The organism is Sphingobium nicotianae, from assembly GCF_018603885.1.
In the GTDB taxonomy this organism is placed as follows: Bacteria; Pseudomonadota; Alphaproteobacteria; order Sphingomonadales; family Sphingomonadaceae; genus Sphingobium; species Sphingobium nicotianae.
The window spans coordinates 25,012-43,240 of the sequence record NZ_JAHGAW010000018.1 but is presented as its reverse complement, the minus strand read 5'-3'; the positions used below and the strand labels follow the sequence as shown (position 1 = coordinate 43,240).

14 protein-coding genes are annotated in these 18,229 nt (G+C 63.2%); 5 read left to right on the top strand and 9 right to left on the bottom strand.

The window, feature by feature from the left end; genetic code table 11:
* Position 1: 1 nt before the first annotated feature.
* Genes KK488_RS20995 through KK488_RS20985 form a run of 3 tightly spaced genes read right to left on the bottom strand, consistent with a single transcriptional unit; the run spans position 2 to position 3,386 of the window.
* A complete protein-coding gene (locus tag KK488_RS20995) occupies positions 2-991 on the bottom strand; it encodes an efflux RND transporter periplasmic adaptor subunit (protein ID WP_214625681.1) in 990 nt (329 codons plus the stop codon).
* Positions 988-2,382, bottom strand: coding sequence for a TolC family protein (locus KK488_RS20990; protein WP_214625692.1), 1,395 nt, complete (start codon positions 2,380-2,382; stop codon positions 988-990). Before KK488_RS20990 ends, KK488_RS20995 begins: the two co-directional genes overlap by 4 nt.
* An 8-nt stretch (positions 2,383-2,390) precedes the next feature.
* Positions 2,391-3,386: a YncE family protein gene (locus KK488_RS20985; RefSeq protein WP_349356952.1), complete on the bottom strand. Its 996-nt coding sequence runs from the start codon at positions 3,384-3,386 to the stop codon at positions 2,391-2,393.
* Positions 3,387-3,657: 271 nt separating this feature from the next.
* Here KK488_RS20985 and KK488_RS20980 point away from each other — a divergent pair, with 271 nt between their 5' ends.
* Genes KK488_RS20980 through KK488_RS20970 form a run of 3 tightly spaced genes read left to right on the top strand, consistent with a single transcriptional unit; the run spans position 3,658 to position 5,892 of the window.
* Positions 3,658-3,897, top strand: coding sequence for a PepSY domain-containing protein (locus KK488_RS20980; RefSeq protein WP_250890890.1), 240 nt, complete (start codon positions 3,658-3,660; stop codon positions 3,895-3,897).
* 5 nt (positions 3,898-3,902) lie between these two features.
* Complete coding sequence (locus KK488_RS20975; RefSeq protein ID WP_214625679.1) at positions 3,903-4,580, top strand: response regulator transcription factor; 678 nt, start codon at positions 3,903-3,905, stop codon at positions 4,578-4,580.
* Positions 4,573-5,892, top strand: coding sequence for a sensor histidine kinase (locus tag KK488_RS20970; protein WP_214625678.1), 1,320 nt, complete (start codon positions 4,573-4,575; stop codon positions 5,890-5,892). The genes KK488_RS20975 and KK488_RS20970 overlap by 8 nt, the downstream gene beginning before the upstream one ends.
* Positions 5,893-5,953: 61 nt before the next feature.
* Here the strand turns inward: KK488_RS20970 and KK488_RS20965 are convergent, their stop codons facing one another.
* Positions 5,954-8,140 carry a TonB-dependent receptor gene (locus KK488_RS20965; RefSeq protein ID WP_250890888.1) on the bottom strand — a complete coding sequence of 729 codons (2,187 nt, stop codon included), beginning with the start codon at positions 8,138-8,140 and terminating at the stop codon, positions 5,954-5,956.
* A gap of 509 nt (positions 8,141-8,649) precedes the next feature.
* On the opposite strand from KK488_RS20965, the gene KK488_RS20960 reads away from it, so the two are divergent.
* Positions 8,650-8,979 (top strand): hypothetical protein, encoded by a 330-nt coding sequence (locus tag KK488_RS20960; protein WP_214625676.1) that lies wholly within the window; start codon positions 8,650-8,652, stop codon positions 8,977-8,979.
* 252 nt (positions 8,980-9,231) lie between these two features.
* On the opposite strand, the gene mgtA is transcribed toward KK488_RS20960, so the two are convergent.
* From mgtA to KK488_RS20935, 5 genes are all read right to left on the bottom strand, one after another.
* Positions 9,232-11,763, bottom strand: coding sequence for a magnesium-translocating P-type ATPase (gene mgtA, locus KK488_RS20955; protein ID WP_214625675.1), 2,532 nt, complete (start codon positions 11,761-11,763; stop codon positions 9,232-9,234).
* A gap of 326 nt (positions 11,764-12,089) precedes the next feature.
* On the bottom strand, positions 12,090-14,399 hold the full coding sequence (locus KK488_RS20950; protein ID WP_214625674.1) for a xanthine dehydrogenase family protein molybdopterin-binding subunit: 2,310 nt from the start codon (positions 14,397-14,399) through the stop codon (positions 12,090-12,092).
* Positions 14,392-14,865, bottom strand: coding sequence for a (2Fe-2S)-binding protein (locus KK488_RS20945; RefSeq protein ID WP_214625673.1), 474 nt, complete (start codon positions 14,863-14,865; stop codon positions 14,392-14,394). Before KK488_RS20945 ends, KK488_RS20950 begins: the two co-directional genes overlap by 8 nt.
* 4 nt (positions 14,866-14,869) lie before the next feature.
* Positions 14,870-16,168, bottom strand: coding sequence for a c-type cytochrome (locus tag KK488_RS20940; protein ID WP_214625672.1), 1,299 nt, complete (start codon positions 16,166-16,168; stop codon positions 14,870-14,872).
* A 250-nt stretch (positions 16,169-16,418) separates the two neighbouring features.
* Positions 16,419-17,198, bottom strand: coding sequence for a class I SAM-dependent methyltransferase (locus tag KK488_RS20935; RefSeq protein WP_214625671.1), 780 nt, complete (start codon positions 17,196-17,198; stop codon positions 16,419-16,421).
* A gap of 80 nt (positions 17,199-17,278) precedes the next feature.
* Here KK488_RS20935 and KK488_RS20930 point away from each other — a divergent pair, with 80 nt between their 5' ends.
* Entirely contained in the window at positions 17,279-18,064 is a 786-nt protein-coding gene (locus KK488_RS20930) for a helix-turn-helix transcriptional regulator (RefSeq protein WP_214625670.1), read from the top strand.
* Positions 18,065-18,229 lie beyond the last annotated feature (165 nt).

Here is an 18,229-nt window from a genome sequence, read left to right as displayed (position 1 = left end):
ATCAGTCGCCGCCCGCTTCCTGAGAACCGCGTTCGATCCCGAGGAGTGTGGTCGCACCGGATACGACGATCGCGTCGCCCGGTTTGAGCGGGCCGCCAGCAAAGAACCAGCCGCCCGCCATCGGCGCGCCACCGGTCAGCGCCACGCGCGCAAAACGCCCACCACCTTGCGCACGATAGACAAACTGCCCGCCGTCTGCGCGCATGAGCGCCGTACGCGGCACCAGCACGCCGGCTTCCGCGCCATTCACAGTGAGATGGACCGGCAGCACGCGACCGACGGCCAATCGGGCGGCACCCGCTCCTCTCGCCAAAGCAAGGACGCCTGCGGTCTGAAGCTGCGTGTCGGCGCCGACCGCCGGACCCAGTATTTGAACGGACATCGCGTCCGAGCCTTCGCCGATGACGATCGTGCCGCTCGCTGGCGGCAAACCCTGCGTCATGTCGGTGCGGACCAGCGCCGCCCGGCCCAACGCTGCATCGCGCACGAGCCCTGAAATACTCTCGCAACCGAGGCGGGTCAGCCCGGCGCCGAAATCGAGCCCGATCTTGCGACAGGCGAGCGTCAGCTTCGATTTGTCGGCAGCGAGCTGCGATTGGGCAGCCTCAAGATCCTTGGGCGACGCACTCTGGTCTTGCCCGGCGAGTGCAGCGAGGCGCGCGACTTCCTTCTGCGATGTCGCGACGGCGACACGCGCGGCCTCGGCATCGGCGGCAAGCGAAGCCAGCGGGCTCAGGTCCAGCGCACGTGCATAGCCCGTACGGCTCGATCCGGCGTGCGCTGCCCCGACGGGTGCGATCTTGATCCCGGCGGCGGATTGCTGCTTCTCGTCGATTTGCAGCCCCTCAGCCTTTTCCGAAGTCTCCGCTGATACGCTGGCCCTTTCCGCACCCTCGGCTTCGGGTGCCGATCCCGGCGCCAGCATCCACATCAGCAAGGCACCCAATGCCGCGCCGCCCAGCGCGCTGCCGCCTACGATCCAGCCCTTCATCGTCTTGCCTCCAACCGGTCCGGCTTGATCATGAGTTCCGGTCCTTCCAATGGCCGCCGCATGCCGTTCTCGAGGGCCGCCTCGGCGGCTTGGATGCGCGCCAAAGTGTCGAGAGCACCCAGCCGTGCGGCAAGTTCGGCGAGTTGCGCATCCGCCCATTCGGCGCGCGCAATCTGGCCCCTCGCCAGCTGCGCCTGAGCGCGATCCGCACTGGCCTTGGTCTGAGGCAGCTCGCTTTCGCGCAGGCGCTTGAGCGCTGCCAATGCGGCTGCACGCTCTACCAACGCCGCATCGATTTCGGCCTGAGCCGCTGCAATGGCCTGCTCGATGACCGCTCCGGCTTCATCGCGCTTGGCGAGCGCCGAGCGGATGGCAGCCCGATTGAGATCGAAACTCGGCAGCGCCAGATTGACCGAGAGAGGCAGCTTCACCAGGCCGCGCTCCCAGGTGTAGCCAGGTGCCAGACTGATAGACGGATATTGCTTGGCAATCTCGAGCCGGACATCCGCTTCGGTCTGATCATATGCGGCGAGCGACTTAAGGATGTCGGCACGGGCCGACACCGCCTGAACCCGCATGGCTGGAGTAATCGCGACCGGTTCGGCGCCCGGCGCATCGAACTCGGGCCAGACCAAGCCGATGTCCGCAATGGCTGACGCCGGAACGCCGAGAATGCCGGTAATCGCTGTTCGCGCGGCCACGACGCGTGCTCTGGCATCCTCGAGCGCTCTCAATTCCTGCGCGCGCAGGGCCCGATTGGGCGCTACAGCAGCGCCGGCCAGTTCCCCTGAAGCGACCTGCCGTTCGAGCGCCGCAATCTGGCGATCCCGTAGCGCGACAATCTCTTCACCCAAGGCGACCTGTCGCCGGGCGATCTCGGCATCGATGAGCGCACGCCGCAAGGCCATGCGTTCGCTCCACAGCATTTCGGCGTAATCGGACCGCGCCATAGCCACGGCGAGATCGGCGCGATCGAGCCGCGCCTTGCGCTGTCCGCCAATATCGAGAGGCAGATCGATCGCACCGCCAAATAGCCAGGGCGAACTGGTCGACGGGTCATTGGCGTACTCGCTTGTCAGCGTGAACGTCGGCCCAGGTCCCTGGCGGTTTTTTCGCGCGTCGGCCTCGGCAGTCGCGATTGCCGCGCGCGCCGCAGCGACTTTGGGGTCGTGCTCCAGCAGGGCCGCGAACAATGCGAGCCTGTCCATACCCGTCGAAGCCGGCGGCGCGTCGGGGGCGATGCGTCGCACCGCGGTGCCAATCGCCGCACCGTCCAGGGTCGCATTCATGCGCTGCGTCGCGCGGTCCGATACGGAGACCGGGGTCGGCTGATACCGCACGCACCCCGCCAGCAATGCGAGCGCGATCAGCGGAACAGGACTATTTTTCATCGGCACAATCAGGAGGGCTTCACCACCAGGACATGAAAGGAGCCAGGAACCGCAGCAGGTCGTCCGCCCGCCTGGGCTGGAGGACCGAACTTCGCTGTCGGCAGATAGATGATGCCGGTGGCCGGGTCGAGAGCGCCGGTCCGCGCGCCCGGCTCTGTGGTGATCCGAGCGAGCCTGGTCACATTGCCGGGCGAGGCAAGGGAAAGCACATCGAGAACACCGTCGGCGCCGCACGGAATGAACGCGAGACCGCGCGCCTCATCCATGATGACCGCGTCGGGCCCGTGACCGATCTCGACGAGTGAAACAAGCTTGTGCGTCTTGGCGTCGACGATTGCGGCCTTCCCGTTATCGCACGCGCTGATGAGGCGGTCGCGCTTCGAATCGTAACCCAGACCCGTCGGGCCTTCGCAGCCCGTGAGTTTTATCGCTGCGCCCAACTGGCCGGTCTTGAGGTCGATGGTCTCGAGTTCGCCCAAGTCCTCGTCGTTCACGAACAGCGTATTGCCAGCCAGCGCAGCATATTCAAGCGCCGGCTTGGCGGCGATCGTCTGCGTCACGCGCATGGCGGCCGTGTCGATCACCGAAATCGAGCCACTGTCCGAGTTCATGACGAAGGCCCGCTTGCCGCTCGCGTCGAGGATCGCCGCGTCCGGCTTTTTGCCGACCGCAACGCTGGCGATCTGGCTGCCGTCCGCGTTCAGAAAGCGAACCGTGCCGTCAGTTCCACTCGTGACCAGCAGATGGCCGTCCGGCAGTGGAACCACGGCGTGGCCGCGCTGGACCTGGCCCAGAGACGTGGCCGCACCCGAAATCAGGTCGATGGCCGTCACAGCGTTGCCGCGCGCGACGTAAAGGCGATGCGCGGCGGAATCCACGCGTGCGTAATCCCAGGACCCATCCGGTCCAGCGAGTGAACCCGCGACACTGTAGCCGGGTGCGGCCGGTGCAGCCGCCGTGGCCAGCAGGGCGGCGGATAGCAAGGAAATCATCTTGGTTCGCACGGGTCGGCCTCCAGGTTGCTGCACCCTGCGTTGCGCCGAACTTGTGGCTTTCGCTACCGCTGCAACCAACATTGAGAAAATACAATCGGGCCCACGATTGCCTGTAATCCCGGCCGTTAACGAACATTGGGAAATGCGAAATGCCGCCCCACCGCTGAACAATCTACGAAGGCGTACAGCGTGAGTTGCGACAGCCCCCGTCGCAACTCAGGAGAATGCTATGAAAACTCGTTTTTGGGCCGTGATGGCAATGATCGCAGTTGGCACGACAATGCCGGCCGGCGCTGCTGAGAAGGCCCCCAAGCCCAAGCTTTCAATGGACCAGGCCAAGGCAATCGCCCTCAAGCTCGCCCCCGGCAAGATCAAGAAGTCGGAATATGAGAAGGAAGACGGTATCTGGCGCTATTCCTTCGACATCGAGCAAAGCAAGCGTATCCATGAAATCGGCGTCGACGCGATGACGGGCAAGGTCGTCGAGGACGCGTTCGAAGCACCTGGCGCGAAGGACTAAAGGGAATGCGCATCCTCCTCGCGGAAGACGACGCCGAAACCGCGACCTATGTTCAGCGCGGTCTTTCGGAGCTGGGACACGTCGTGACCCGCGTCGAGAACGGGGAGGATGCGCTTCACCTGGCCGTCACGGAGACCTTCGAGGCATTGATCCTCGATCGGATGATGCCCGGCATGGAAGGCCTCGACGTTCTGCGGCGTTTGCGCGCGGCCGCAGTGCAAGTGCCGGTCATCGTGCTCACAGCAAAAGGCGGGATCTCGGATCGCGTTTCGGGTCTCGATGCAGGCGCCGACGATTATCTGGTCAAGCCGTTCGCGTTGGCGGAACTGGTCGCGAGGCTCAATGCTCTGGCGCGGCGCCCGCCCATCAGCGAAGTCGTCACCCGCATGGAAGTCGGCGATATTGTGCTCGACGTGCTGCGGCGTTCCGTCACCCGCGCCGGTCGGGTCCTGCATCTCCAGCCGCGCGAATTCTCGCTGCTCGAAGTGCTTATGCGCAACTCGGGTCGGGTCGTAACGCGCACCATGTTTCTCGAGCAGGTCTGGGGCTTTCACTTCGACCCGCAGACCAACATCGTCGAGAGCCATCTGAGCCGCCTGCGCGCTAAGCTGCGTGCCAATTTTCCCGACGATCCGATCGAAACCATCAGGGGCGCGGGCTACCGGATGCGCACCGATGACTAGCCTTCGCACAAGCGCGGCCTATCGGATTGCTTTTACGTACGCCGCCGCGTTTGCCGCCGCCGTACTGTTGCTGGGAATAGCGGTCTACCTCGCGGCAGATCTCGAATTTCGACGTCAGCGCGATCAAGCGATCTCGGAGGAAGTCGCCGATCTCGCGCGCGAGCGTGATCCGCGCGAACTGGAGCAGGAGATCGCCGGACGCGAAGCAACCCGGCCAACAGACTCGTTTGGCTACGCTCTGTTCGATCTGCAGGGCCGTCGGATTGCCGGGGCGCTCGACACGCCTCGCCCCGCTCTCGGCTTCAGCATGATCGTCTTCCAGGATCCCGTGGAAGGACCGGATGCCGCACGCGCAAAGGCCGTCGATCTTGCTGGTGGCCGGCGCCTTGTCGTCGCTGTCGATTCCGAAGCCATTGAGGAGATCGACGAAACCATCCTCACCCTGTTCGGCATTGCCTTCGGCGTTGTGCTGGTCATCGGCGCTGCAGGCGCTCTCATTCTCGGCCGCTATTTGCGTGCGAGGCTATCGGCGATCAGCGCCACGACGAACGCAATCATCGCCGGGGACGCCAATCAGAGAGTGCCGGTCGGGCCTCGCGGCGATGAATTCGACGTCGTCGCGACCGGCATCAATACCATGCTGGATCGCATCGACGGACTCATGGAAAATCTGCGGCAGGTTTCGAGCGACGTCGCCCACGACCTGCGCACTCCGCTCCTTCGCCTTCGCAATGAACTCGAACAGGTTGGCAAGGCAGAAGGGAGTGCCGAGCGCGCGATTGAGCTTGGCGACGATCTGCTGAAGTTGTTCGCCGCCATTCTTCGGATCGCCGAAGTGGAAGGCGGTGGCCTTGAGCAAGATTTTGCGTCCGTCGATCTATCGAGCTTGGCCGAGACCGTTTGTGACGGCTTCCTGCCTGCCGTCTACGACAGTGACCGCACTCTCAGCTGGAGCATTGTGCCCAGCATCAGCGTGTCGGGCGACCGCGAGCTGCTGGCGCAGGCCATGGCCAACCTGCTCGACAACGCCATCGTCCATACGCCCCCCGGCACCTCGATCGTGCTCGGCTTGAATGCGGTCGACGGAATGGCGTGCCTCTTCGTGGCGGACAATGGGCCCGGCGTTTCGCCGCGGGACAGCGCGCGCCTCACCCGGCGATTTTTCCGGGGCGAGGCGAGCCGGACGACACCGGGCAACGGACTGGGCCTGAGCCTTGTCGCCGCCGTCGCTCATGCGCATGGCGGCACGATCGCCGTGGACGGTTCACAGGGCCTTCGCGTGACGATCTCGCTTCCCCTGCTCCAAAAATAGAGCGGGCGCGCACGGCCAAGCCGGTGCGCGCCCGCTCCCTACTCGCGAGTGGGAATCGCGATCAGAATTTGACCGTGACATCCGCCGTGATCGAACGGCCCGGCTGGAAGAAATACTGATCGAACGGCCGGGTTTTGCCGGCGTTGATATTCGTGATGCTCGTCGTGCCGAAGATGTTCTCGACCTCGACGCCCAGCCGCAATTTCCCGAACTCGTAGCGGATCGACGCATTGGCGCTGTCATAGCCGGGGATGCGGTAGTTCGGATCCTCGCCTTCGGTGGCCCATTGCTGGCCGGTATATTTGTTGGTCAGCGAGAAGCGGATCGGGCCATGCTTGTAGAGAATGCCCGTCGCGACCGTATATTCGGGCGCATTGGAGACCTGTGTTTGGGGGGCGCCCGCGTTGTTGGTCCGCGCATAGTTGCGCGAGGCGTTGGCGAATATGGCCAGGCCGTTGTCGAACGCGTAGGTCAGCTGGCCTTCGATACCTTTGTAGGTGACAGAGCCCTGATTGTACCAGATCGTCCCGTCGGCCGCATTCGGCGCGGGTGCGGAAGCGAACTTGTTGCTGAACTTGATGAGATAGACGTCGGCGTCGATGCTGAGGTTGCCGCCATGATAGACGCCGCCGAACTGGTAGTTGGTCGAGCGTTCGGGCTCGACCGTCGAGAGGCCGGGCTTGTCGACATAGAGCACACTCAGCGGCGGGGCCAGGAAGCCCTTGGCAAACTGACCATAGAAAGACAGCTGCTCGGTAGCGGCATAGTTGACCGTCAGGAACGGCAGGGTCGCCGTATAGGTCGCACTCAGCGTCTGGGCATAGCGCGTGCCCTGATTATAGGACGCGTTGATCTTGCGGTTGAAGCGGACATATTTGATGCCGGGGGTGATCTTCAGCTTCTCGGTCGGACGGAATTCGAACTCACCGAAGAACTGGGTGTTGTTGGTGTTCGAATTCTGATCGAACTTGATGTCGGCAGGCGTCGCAGCTCCTGACACCGGATCCTTCACCGCCTTTTCAGCGAAGTTGGGCGCCAGTGTAATGAGATTCACGTCGCGCTGCTGGCGATACGTATCCGAATGCTCGACCAGAGCGCCGAGGGTCAGCGTCCCGATCCCGACATTGACGTGGACCTGGGCGATGTCGCCCCACATGCGGTATTTATTGGTCTTCGTATAGCCGGGAACACCAAAGACCGATGCCCCGCCCGAGGTCAGCTTGACCGTGTTGGCGGCCGCGATCGCGGTGGGCGTGGCGGTCGCATAGAGGGTGACGTCGCTGCCGCTCAGCGTTTCGTTGTCGTAGCTGTAGGTATAGCCTTTGTTGTCGAAGCTCACGGCCCCGGACAGGGTCGCATCCAGCCGGACGATCTCGAAATCAGTCGTCTTGTTGGTGTGATTATAACCGAAATATGTCTGGCTGTTCGGATCGTTGTTCAGGCTGAACTGCTTGCCATAGAGCGCGACCTGCACGAGCGTCGCGCCGTCCTTGTCGGGCTGGTTGAAGGCATTTTCATTATAAGTACCCAGGATCGTCAGCTTGACGTCTGACCCGATGGGAATGACCGCCTTCCCGAAAATGTTGTTTGAATGGAACGGGCTGAACGTGCGCGCGCCATCGGACTCGATGTGCTGGCCGCTGACGACGATTTCGGTGCCGCCAAGCGCTTTGATGGCACCCGTCTGGACCAATCCGCGCAGCATCCAGGTGTTCCAGGTTCCGTAACTCGCCTTGCCCTCGAAACTCATGTCTTCGCGTGTCGTGCGGGAGAACATGTTGATGTTACCGCCAAAGGTCGCCTGACCGAGTTGGCTCGCATTGCCGGGGCCACGGTCGATCACCAGCGTCTCGACCGTGTTCGACGGGAAGAAGGTGTTCGAATGATGTGTCGGGTCATTTGTGTCGCCGAACGGCACGCCATCATAGGTGATATTATATTCGCCGTCCTGGAAGCCGCGAATCTGGGCCTTGGACTCGCTGAGGCCCGCGCCGTTGACGCCACCGAAGTTGGAGACGCTCGGCGATATCAGCGCGATCTGGTTGAAGTCGGCAGTCGCCGGCAACGAGTCCTCGATGAAGGAGCGCGAAATAACGGCCTGGGGCTGGGTTGCCTGCAGCGACGCAGTCACGGGAGCGATCTCGTTGGCGCGCGTGCCGGTGACTACGATCTCCGAGCCTTCGGCAAGATCGCTCTTGGCGTCCTTGGCGGCTGGAGCATCCTCGGCATGAGCTGCGCCCGCGACCATCGGGCTCATAACGGCAAGCAGGCTTGCCCCGAAAAGGCGCGCACGCGCCCCGGATTTCTGAGTCATAATGTGTGTTTCCCCGCACCTTTATGGTGTCAGGCCGCGGCTATGACCGGCCGGTGACAGTTTTGTTTCTCAGTGGAAAGGTTGGGGAATTGTAATGTACATTGGAAAGCGGTCGCCAGTTAGCCGCCGTTCCTTCTGATAACGTGCAGATCATCTCGGGATCGGATCTCGAAACGTTAGCGTGGCCATGCCGAGTGCTCCAAAGCATCGCAGCCATGCCCAGTGCGAGGCAATATTGCTTCAGCTTCATCGCAAGATTTTGAATCTACCTGTTTTTGCGATCACCGGAATCTTCAGTGGGTGCGCATCAAATTCGTTTAATGGCCCGATTCAGTTCTACTCCAACAGCCAAATTGAAGTTGTTCGGGCCGCCGCCCATCGCAGGCCGGGCGGGCCCCCTCGCCGCATGGGGAGGGATTTTCGCGCTCAGCATCTGGGGATCTATGAACTCTTTCAAGACGGTCGGCCATATCGTCCTGATTGGATGCGTGGCGCTGTTGGCCATCGTCATCGCGGTCGCGGCTTACAAATACCTTGTCCGACCGGCGCGCAAGCTTACGAGCGGGAGCTGGAGAAGCAACGCACTATCGCGCTCGGTTGCACTCGGCGCGGCGCTTGGAATTGGGCTGGGGGTATGGCTCGGCTATTCAAATTACGAGTTATTGCGCGGCGTCGTCAGACTAGGCGTTATGGGCACGGTCCTGGGTCTGATCGTCGGCGTGTTCCTGATGATCTTAGCAAGGGCTTCGAAACGAGGAGCCCGCGAACGCTGAGTTATCACGACCTACCCTCCACTCTCTCGCAATCGGAGATACCAGGTTTTCAGCCCCGCATCGATCTGAGGGCCTTGAACGAAAGTCCGCTATCGGGAGGCCACCTTTCGCAGTCGAATGTGCGGGATTAGGGCGCAAGCAGCCACTTTTCGGCAAAGCTGCGTTAGCAGCAAGATGCTCGAGTGAAGTCGATATCTCGGTGCTGGGGACTGCGCGAACGCAAGCTTTCCGCTGAAGCGGCCCATGCTACCGTTATGCCGGGCGAACCGCCTTGCGCTCAGACCACCGGAAGAATCGACCTTTCACAAGTTCCACGATTGTCAAATAGACCAGCGCCATCGCCGCGAGAGCCGCCAGGAAATGCCATGGAAGCGGCACCAAGCCGAACCAGCGCGCCGCAGGTGTCGCGGGTATCAAGATGCCCAGCAGGACAATGCTGATGGTCGTGGCGGCAAGGATTGGATGGACGCGGCTCGCCCACGGCCGGCCGCGCGTGCGGATCACAAATATCACCAGCGTCTGGGTCGCGAGGCTTTCGACAAACCAGCCAGTCTGGAACAGCGCGGCATTGGCCTTGAAGACGTAGAGTAGCAGGCCAAAGGTCAGGAAATCGAAAGCGGAACTGATTGGCCCGAATATGACCATGAACCTCTGGATGAACCCCATATCCCAGTGCCGCGGTGTCAGAACCTGGTCCTGATCCACCTCGTCCAGGGGAATGGGCACTTCGGAGAAATCATACATCAGGTTGTTCAGCAGGATCTGGATCGGCGACATCGGCAGGAACGGGACCAGCAGTGATGCGCCGGCCATCGAGAGCATGTTCCCGAAATTGGAGCTGGTGCCCATCATCACATATTTGAGAATGTTGACGAACGTACGGCGCCCTTCGATCACGCCGTTCGCCAGGACGGACAGATCCTTGTCGAGCAGGATCATCGCGGCGGACTGTTTGGCGACATCCGCGCCGCTATCCACCGAAATGCCGACATCGGCTGCATGCAGCGAGGGGGCGTCGTTGATGCCATCGCCAAGAAATCCGACAGTGTGGCCCCGTTGCTTGAGGGCCAGCAGGATTCGGTGCTTCTGGGGAGGTGTCACCCGGCAGAATAAATTGGTCTGCGCAAGCCGACCACGCAGCGCCTCCTCTGACATTTGCCCGATCTCAGTGCCGGTCAGCAGGCCGGTTACCGCGAAGCCAAGTGACGCGCAGAGATGCCGCGTAACCAGCTCATTATCGCCGCTCAGTATCTTGACCTCGATCCCTGCCGTTTGCATGGCTTGCAGCGCCGGCATTGCGGAAGCCTTCGGCGGATCGACAAAGGCGCAGAAACCCGCAAAGACCAGCCCTGCCTCGTCCCCGACTTCAATATCCGAGAAATCCGCTGCGACGGCTTTCCAGCCCACGGCCAGCAGACGGAAGCCATCCCGGCTCTTGGCATCGAACAGATCCAGGGCCAGCTTCTTGGCCGTATCGTCATAAGGCGTCGGCGCGCGGCCGGTCGGCGTGCCAACCTGGGTCGAGCGCGCCAATATGTCTTCCGGCGCGCCCTTGATGACCAGGATGCGCTTGCCTTGATGCTCGACAAGCACAGAGACGCGTCGGCGTTCAAAGTCGAAGGGCACTTCATCGATCTTGGACCAACCCGAAAGATCGCCGCACTTGTCGGACAAGGCGTGAGCTAGGATTGCGTCATCGAGAGGGCTCTTCAGGCCGCTCTCAAAGTAGCTGTTGAGCGCTCCGAGCAGAAGAACGTCCTCGCTTTCCTCCCCGTCGATGCCGACGTGCTGGACCAATTCGATACGCGCCTCGGTCAGCGTGCCGGTCTTATCAGTACACAATACATCCATTGAGCCCAGGTCATGGATCGCCGAAAGGCGCTTCACGATGACCTTTTGCTTGGCCATGCGCATCGCCCCGCGCGACAGCGTCACCGAGACGACCATCGGCAGCAGCTCGGGGGTCAGACCGACAGCCAGGGCAAGGGCAAAGAGGAACGATTCCAGCGGAGGTCGGTGCAGCGCCAGATTGACCAGCAGGACAAAGCCAGCGAGCGCGATTGTGACGCGGGCGATGAGGTAGCCAAACTGCTTAATGCCGGTTTCAAAGGCCGTCGGTGGCGCTTCCGCAATCAGGCTATGCGAGATCTTGCCCAATCTGGTCAGCTTGCCAGTTTGATCTATCTTCAGGATTGCCGAGCCACTGATCACGGAGCTGCCCATGAAGGCGGCGGAAACGGGCAGGTCGCCATCGGCGGCGGCATCTTCGGTGACACACCCGGCATGCTTTTCAACCGGGAATGATTCGCCCGTGAGGAGCGCCTGATTCACGAAGAAATCCCGAGCTTCGACGACTTGGCCGTCTGCGGGAATCAGGTCTCCCGCTGATAACCTCACCAGATCGCCGGGGACCAACGCTGCGGCCGGAATAGTGCGCTCCTTGCCTTCCCTGATGACAAGGACCTGCAAGGCGACAGTCGACTTGAGCGCGTCGGCGGCAATGCCGGCTCGGTATTCCTGAACGAAATCGAGCACTACGCCGACCAGGACCATCGCCACAATGATCACGAAGCTGGAAAAGTCACCGGTGCCACCGGAAATGGCTGCAGCCACGAGCAGGATGAGGACCAACGGATTGCGGAATTTTCCCAGGAATGCCATTAGCGCATGCTGTTTTGGCGATGCTTCCAACAAATTTAGGCCAAGCCGTCGCAGGCGAATGGCAGCTTCCGCTTCAGTCAGCCCGACGAGAGCGTCATTATCGGGAGCGGCCCCGCATGTCATTTCTTAGGCTCTCACTATCGATCGCAGGAGCAAAATTGCTCCAGAGCGTTATAGCCTAGCATCTATAGGTAGTGAGGCCCGAAACTTGCCCGTGTGACCCGAAAACAGTGCGTTCTTTTTCCGCCTATCCCCGCCCGGACCTTTGCCTGAACGAATGGCCGGTTTTAAGGGCTCGGATGCGGCGAGAGACCGACCGAGAATGGGGCGGATTTTGCCCTGCAAGAAGGGCTAAGATCGGCCATTTCTCTTATCTACGCCGTAAAAGATGAGCAACTGCAGCAAATGCCGACCTTGTCCACGCCCGGCAACATTTGCCCGTCAGTCCCTTAACGGGGATGCGAAAGCGCCTGCATAATCGCCTCGCTGGTCATCGGAATATGCCGCAACCGGACGCCGACGGCAGCGAAGATAGCATTGGCGATAGCTGGCGCGACGACCGTCGTCGCCGGCTCTCCAAGGCCGACCGGCGGTTCGGCGCTTTCGGCGAACACGATCTCGATGGTCGGTACGTCGCCGATCCGAAGCGGCGTGTAGGTGTCGAGATTGGTGTCGCGGACCTGCCCGTTCACAAACTCGGTGCCCTCGTGGATTGCCAGGCTCAGCCCCCAGAGCGCGGCACCTTCCACCTGCGCCCGCGCGCCATCGGGATCGACGACGGTGCCGGCATCGACCGCAAGTGTCAGCTTCTCGACGATCATCATCCCCGTCTTGCGATCGACGCGCACGCGCGCCACGCAGGCGGTCCAGGTCGGCATGTCGCGTTCCTGTCCGAAGGAAGTTGCGATGCCGAGGCCCGTGTCGGCCGGCAGGGCCCGTCCCCAGCCGGCAAGCTCGGCCGCGCGCTTGACCACGGTAGCCTGACGCAATGCGCCACCGACCGCGCTCGGCGGGCCGCCTGCATTGCGTCCCGCGCCTGTCAGATGGGCCAGCCGGAATGCGACGGGATCGGTCTTCACGGCGTGCGCCGCTTCGTCCATGAAGCTCTCGACCGCCCAGTTCGTCCAGCCGGGCCCGACCGAGCGCAGCCAGCCCGGTCGAAAGCTGGTGTTGGCAAGATCGTTCGGAATCGCTTTGACGCGCTGGGCGCCCACATCGTACCAATGATCCGCCCCGGCAATCGCGAAGGGGTCATAGGGAACGCCGTTCGTGCCTTTCGGCATGAAGCCGGGTACGAGGATCTGGGTCGGCCAGCCCGCAGTGGCGGCGTGATCCATCGCCAGCACCTTGCCGCCTTCGCCGAGCGCCATGCGCAGGGTCTGAACGGAAGGCGAGCGGAAGCTGTCGTAACGTACGTCCTCCGCGCGCGGCAGGATCATCTTGACCGGGCGTCCGAGGGCCTTGGCGGCGAGAGCGGCCGGCACGGCATAATCGCCGTTGAGCCGCCGCCCGAAGCCGCCGCCGAGCAAATAGGTGCGCATGACGATGCTGGCCTCGGGCCGGCCGAGCGCCTTGGCGAGCGTCGGCAGGATCAGGCTCTGCCACTGGTTGCCGGTATGGATCTCGAACAGCCCGTCCTTCTCGAACGCCAGAGCGTTGACCGGCTCGAGCTGGAAATGTAGCACGCTGGCGGTGGTGTAGGTTGCCTCGACCTTTTGCCGCGCAGTCCGGAGCATCGCGTCGACATCGCCGCCGCCCGTGTCGAGGACCGATCCTGCCTTGGGATCGGCGATCAGTGCGGCGCCGCGATCCTGCACCTCCTTTTCGGAGACGGACGCGGCATCGCCGGCCGTCCACTGGACTTTCACCAGCTGGGCTGCCTTGAGCGCCGCCGGCCAAGTTTCGGCGATCACCATCACCCAGCCGGTCGCGGTCTCGGAGGGGTCCTCCAGCGCCAGAGCGCGCAGATAACCCTTCACATCCTTAGCTGCGCTATCGTCGATCGAGACGACTTTCGATCCGTAGCGCGTCGGCGGCAGCAGCGGCCGGGCGTGGACCATGCCGGGCACTTTGGCATCGATGCCGTAGATAGCGCTGCCATTGGTCTTGGGCGGGATATCGATCGCCACGACGGGCTTGCCGATCAGCCGGCGTTCGGCGATCGGCTTGATCGGTAGCTTGCCAAGTTCCTCGGGCGTATAGCGGCGGCTGAGATCGCCGCGCGTCGCGATCTCGCCATAGGAGATCGACCGGCCGCCCGCGACGACCTTGCCATCGCGCGCCAAGCAAGCGGTGGGGGCCACGCCCATCAGCTTCGCCCCCGCCTCGATCAGCGCCATCCGCCCCGCCGCCCCGGCGCGGCTGAACACGGGAAAGGTCTGCCAGACCGACCAGCTTCCGCCCGTAACCATCGTGCCCCATTTGGGATCGGTATCGACGTGGAGGATGCGGACCTTGTCCCAGTCCGCTTCCAGCTCGTCCGCAAGAATGCGGGCGAGCGCCGTCCCGACATGCTGGCCCATTTCGGCGCGGATGATGTTGATCGTGACGATCCCCTCGCGGTCAATTCCGAACCACAGCGTCGGCGCGAACACCGGCCCTTCGGTTCCGACGGCTCTCGCGAAATTACCCGGATCGATCGCCGCGTCGCCAAGGCCGACGAAGCCGAAGGCGACGCCCGTTCCGATCGCGGCGGCCAGGAAATCGCGGCGAGCGAGGGGATGAGCGGCGCTGCCCGAGACGTGTCCGAGCTTAGCCATGACTGTCGGCGCCTTTCAGTTCGCCGGCTGCTTGCCGGATCGCGGCGCGGATGCGGATATAGGTCATGCAGCGGCAGAGATTGCCCGCCATCACGGCGTCGATGTCCCGGTCGCTGGGCTCGGGGAAGTCCGCCAACATTGCCGCGGCCTGCATGATCTGGCCCGACTGGCAGTAGCCGCATTGCGGCACCTGCAGCGCGATCCAGGCCTTTTGCAGCGGATGCTGGCCGGCCGGATCGAGGCCCTCGATGGTCGTCACGTCCGCGCCATCGACCGCGCTCAGCGGCGTAATGCAGGATCGGGTCGCGCGACCGCCGACATGGACGGTGCACGCCCCGCACATGCCGATGCCGCAGCCGAACTTCGTGCCGGTGAGGCCGATCCCGTCGCGGATCACCCAAAGCAGCGGGGTATCGTCCGGAAAGGACGGGGTGACGGGGCGGCCGTTGATGCGAAAGCTGGTCATCGTCTCAATAATCCCCTCTGCCCTCAGCCCTGATCCGCGCGACGCTCTTTTCGAGGTCGGACCATGGCGGCAGGCTGGTCCGCGTGCGCCGGAGATGGGCGCAGATGCGCGCGACATCGGCATCGCTGAAGCCGGAGAAGCCGGGCATCACGATGGCGGGCGCGCCGTCCTTCGCGCTGATTCCATAAAGGATGACCCGGATCAGGTTGGTTGGATCGGACAGGCTGACAGCGCTGTTGAGCGCGAGGTCCGGCCGCAGAGGGTTGGGCTGCGTCCCGGCATTATAGTGACAGGAGGCACAGGCTGCGGTGTAGAGGCGCGCGTCCGCATCCGCCAAAGGGCCGAGACTCGACCTATCGGCGACCAGTGCCTTCGCGATCACCGGTGCCGCTTCGGCCGCGCGCGCATCGCCACCGCCGAGGCTGGCGACATAGCGGACCACGGCCTTCAGATCCTCCGGCGAAAGCTTCGCAAGACCCTCATGGACGACCGGCGCCATCGGGCCGGCGGCGGTTCCATGGAAGCGGCTGATCCCGGTGCCGAGATAGGCGGCAAGCTCGTCGCTCGTCCAGGGCACGGGAGCCGGATTGGCCCCGGTCAGCGGCGGCGCCACCCAGTTGTCGATCGACGCGCCGGCATAAGCCGCGTCGCGCTTCTCGGCGCCCAACCCATTGCGCGGCGTATGGCAGGCGCCGCAATGGCCCAGCGCTTCGGCAAGATAGGCGCCCCGGTTCCATGCGGCATCGTGCGCCGGATCGGGCGCGAATCGGCCGGGCTTGAAGAACAGTAGCTTCCAGCCCGCCTGCAACGCGCGGATGCCCAGCGGAAAGGGGAGCGCGTTCGACCGCGCGGGTGCCGCGACGGCCGGGCGAGTCATCAGCCAGGCATAAAGCGCATGCACGTCCGCGTCGGACAATTTGGTGAAATGATCGTAGGGAAAGGCGGGAAACAGATGCGATCCGTCACGGGCGACGCCGTCATGCATCGCGCGGCGGAAGGCTTCCTCCGACCAGTTGCCGATGCCGGTCTCGGGGTCGGGCGTGATGTTGGTCGAATAGAGCGTGCCGAAGGCCGTTACCATGGCGCGCCCGCCGGCGAGCGGCTTGCCTCCCCTGGTCGTATGGCATGTCGCGCAGTATCCGCCAGAGGCGAGCACTGCACCGCGCGCAACCAGATCGGCCGAGAAATCGGACGCGGCCGGTCGCGCAATCGGCGCGATGGACGGTCGCCACGCGAAAGCGGCAAAGCCACCCAATCCCAAAACCAGCGCGAGCGCCAGTCCAATGACAATCCGCCTGAACATGAGCGGCGCCTCCAGGTCGATCCATGGCGGTCGACCGGTCGAACTCTATCCTGTCAACGGAGCGAACGCAAAGGGCTCAGCAATCACCCCGTGCGGCCGCGTTGGTGCATCACCTTTCGACCAGACCAAGACCTTCTTGCCCGCTGGAGCGAATGTCACCTTCTGACGAAAGCGGCCGTCCACGCGTCGATGCCGCACACTTCGCTCCTTAGGACGATAGACCCACGGAGCGTGCCGCAAGCCACCGCTTTCAAAGCTCGCGCGCTCGGCAAGCCGATGCTTCGATCTGCAATGCGTCGATCGAGAACGAGCCATCGACTTCGATTGCGAAATAGGTGGCAGTTTGCGCCGGGGCCAACTGCTGGAGCGACCGAATGGCCGTTTGATGGGCTTCGGAGGTCCGCATGCGGCCGACCCAGGAGGCATAGTCCATCCGGATGCGGCGCTTCTCGGCACGACGCACGCGAAAGCCTGCGCGGGCCAGCGCAGCAGCCCACTCGGACTCGCTATAGTTTCGCACATGAGACGGGTCGCGCAGCAGTTCGACCGCCTGCAGATGCGTATCGAACGCTGGAACTGCCGGCGAGATGACGTCAACGAAGATGGCCGGGCTACCCGGCTTGAGTACGCGCCGAACTTCCCGCAGGCCTGCATCCCAATCGCGCCAATGATGTGCCGAATAGCGGCAGGCCGCCAGATCGAACGATGCATCTTCGAAGGGCAAGCGTTCGGCGGGTGCGCTCGTCGTCTCGATGTTCGAAAGGCCACGTTCGCGTGCGGTCTCGGCGACGGCTTCGAGCATTGCTGGGGACAGGTCGACGGCGACGACGGATTGCGCGTGCTGCGCCAGTCGATAGGCGACATGCCCGCCGCCTGTGCCGATATCCAGCGCCCGTGCGGGGCGCACTTGAGTGCAGATCTGAGCCAATGCGTCGAGATCCTCGCCGGTGGAATGGACGCTGCTGGAGACATAGGCTGCGGCCTGGCTGCCGAACTGGGCTTCTACGATGGCATCATGGGAACGGGTCATATCGTGTCCTCCTCGATCCCCCTCGTGCCATACTTTTAGACTGGTACAAGATAAGCGTTTATCCTGTTATAGAAGATCCCATGAACAGCGAGGAACGACGCAAACTGCTTGGGAGCTTCATCCGGTCGCATCGCGAGCGGATGACGCCGGATGTGGTGGTCCGCCGCCGGCGGACGCCGGGGCTGCGCCGCGAGGAACTGGCGGCGCGTGCTGGGATCGGCGTGACCTGGTGCGCTTGGATCGAGCAAGGTCGCGATGTCAGTGTCTCCGCCGAGACGCTCGCTCGCATTGCAGAGGCGCTGGCGCTCACGCCGGCGGAGCGCGCCTATCTGTTCGAACTGGGTGGCCGCCGCGATCCCGCCCAACCGCTCGTCTCGACAATCGCCGTGGCTCCTGCCTCCGTGGCCGCGCTCGTCATGACCCTGCCGGTTCCGGCCTATGGACTGGATCGTCTTTGGAACGCGAGTTGCTGGAATCCGGCAGCCGAGCACTTATTCGCGGGCTGGCTCGGCACCAACGGAGAGCGAAATCTGCTGCGCTATACTTTTCTTTCCCCGTCGGCCCGGATGCTCCTGCCGGACTGGGAGCAGCGCGCGCGCCGGGTGCTGGCCGAGTTTCGGGCCGATTGCGTGCGGCTGATGAATGACCCCTTTCTTGACGGCCTCGCCAGAGATTTGCGTGAGAGGTCCGAACTGTTCGCCCACGAATGGGACTCGCAAAGCGTGTCGGCGCGGGAGGGCGGGATCAGGACGTTCGTTCATCCATTGGACGGACCGCTCAGCTTTATCCAGCATACTTTCAGTGCAGTGGAACGCCCGGATCACAAACTGGTGGCGCTGATGCCAACCGCTGGTGTCGACCGCTGACAAGAGCTGCCGCTCGACATGTCGATTGGGAACGGCGGATAAGACCCAAAGCCGGTCGATCGCAATGCCGCGGTGGACTGATGAACGAAAGGCAAATTTCAGGGTGCCGTTTGGAGTGGTCCAAGGGCCGCTTTCAGGGCTGCAGCCGCCGCAACCGCCTGACCC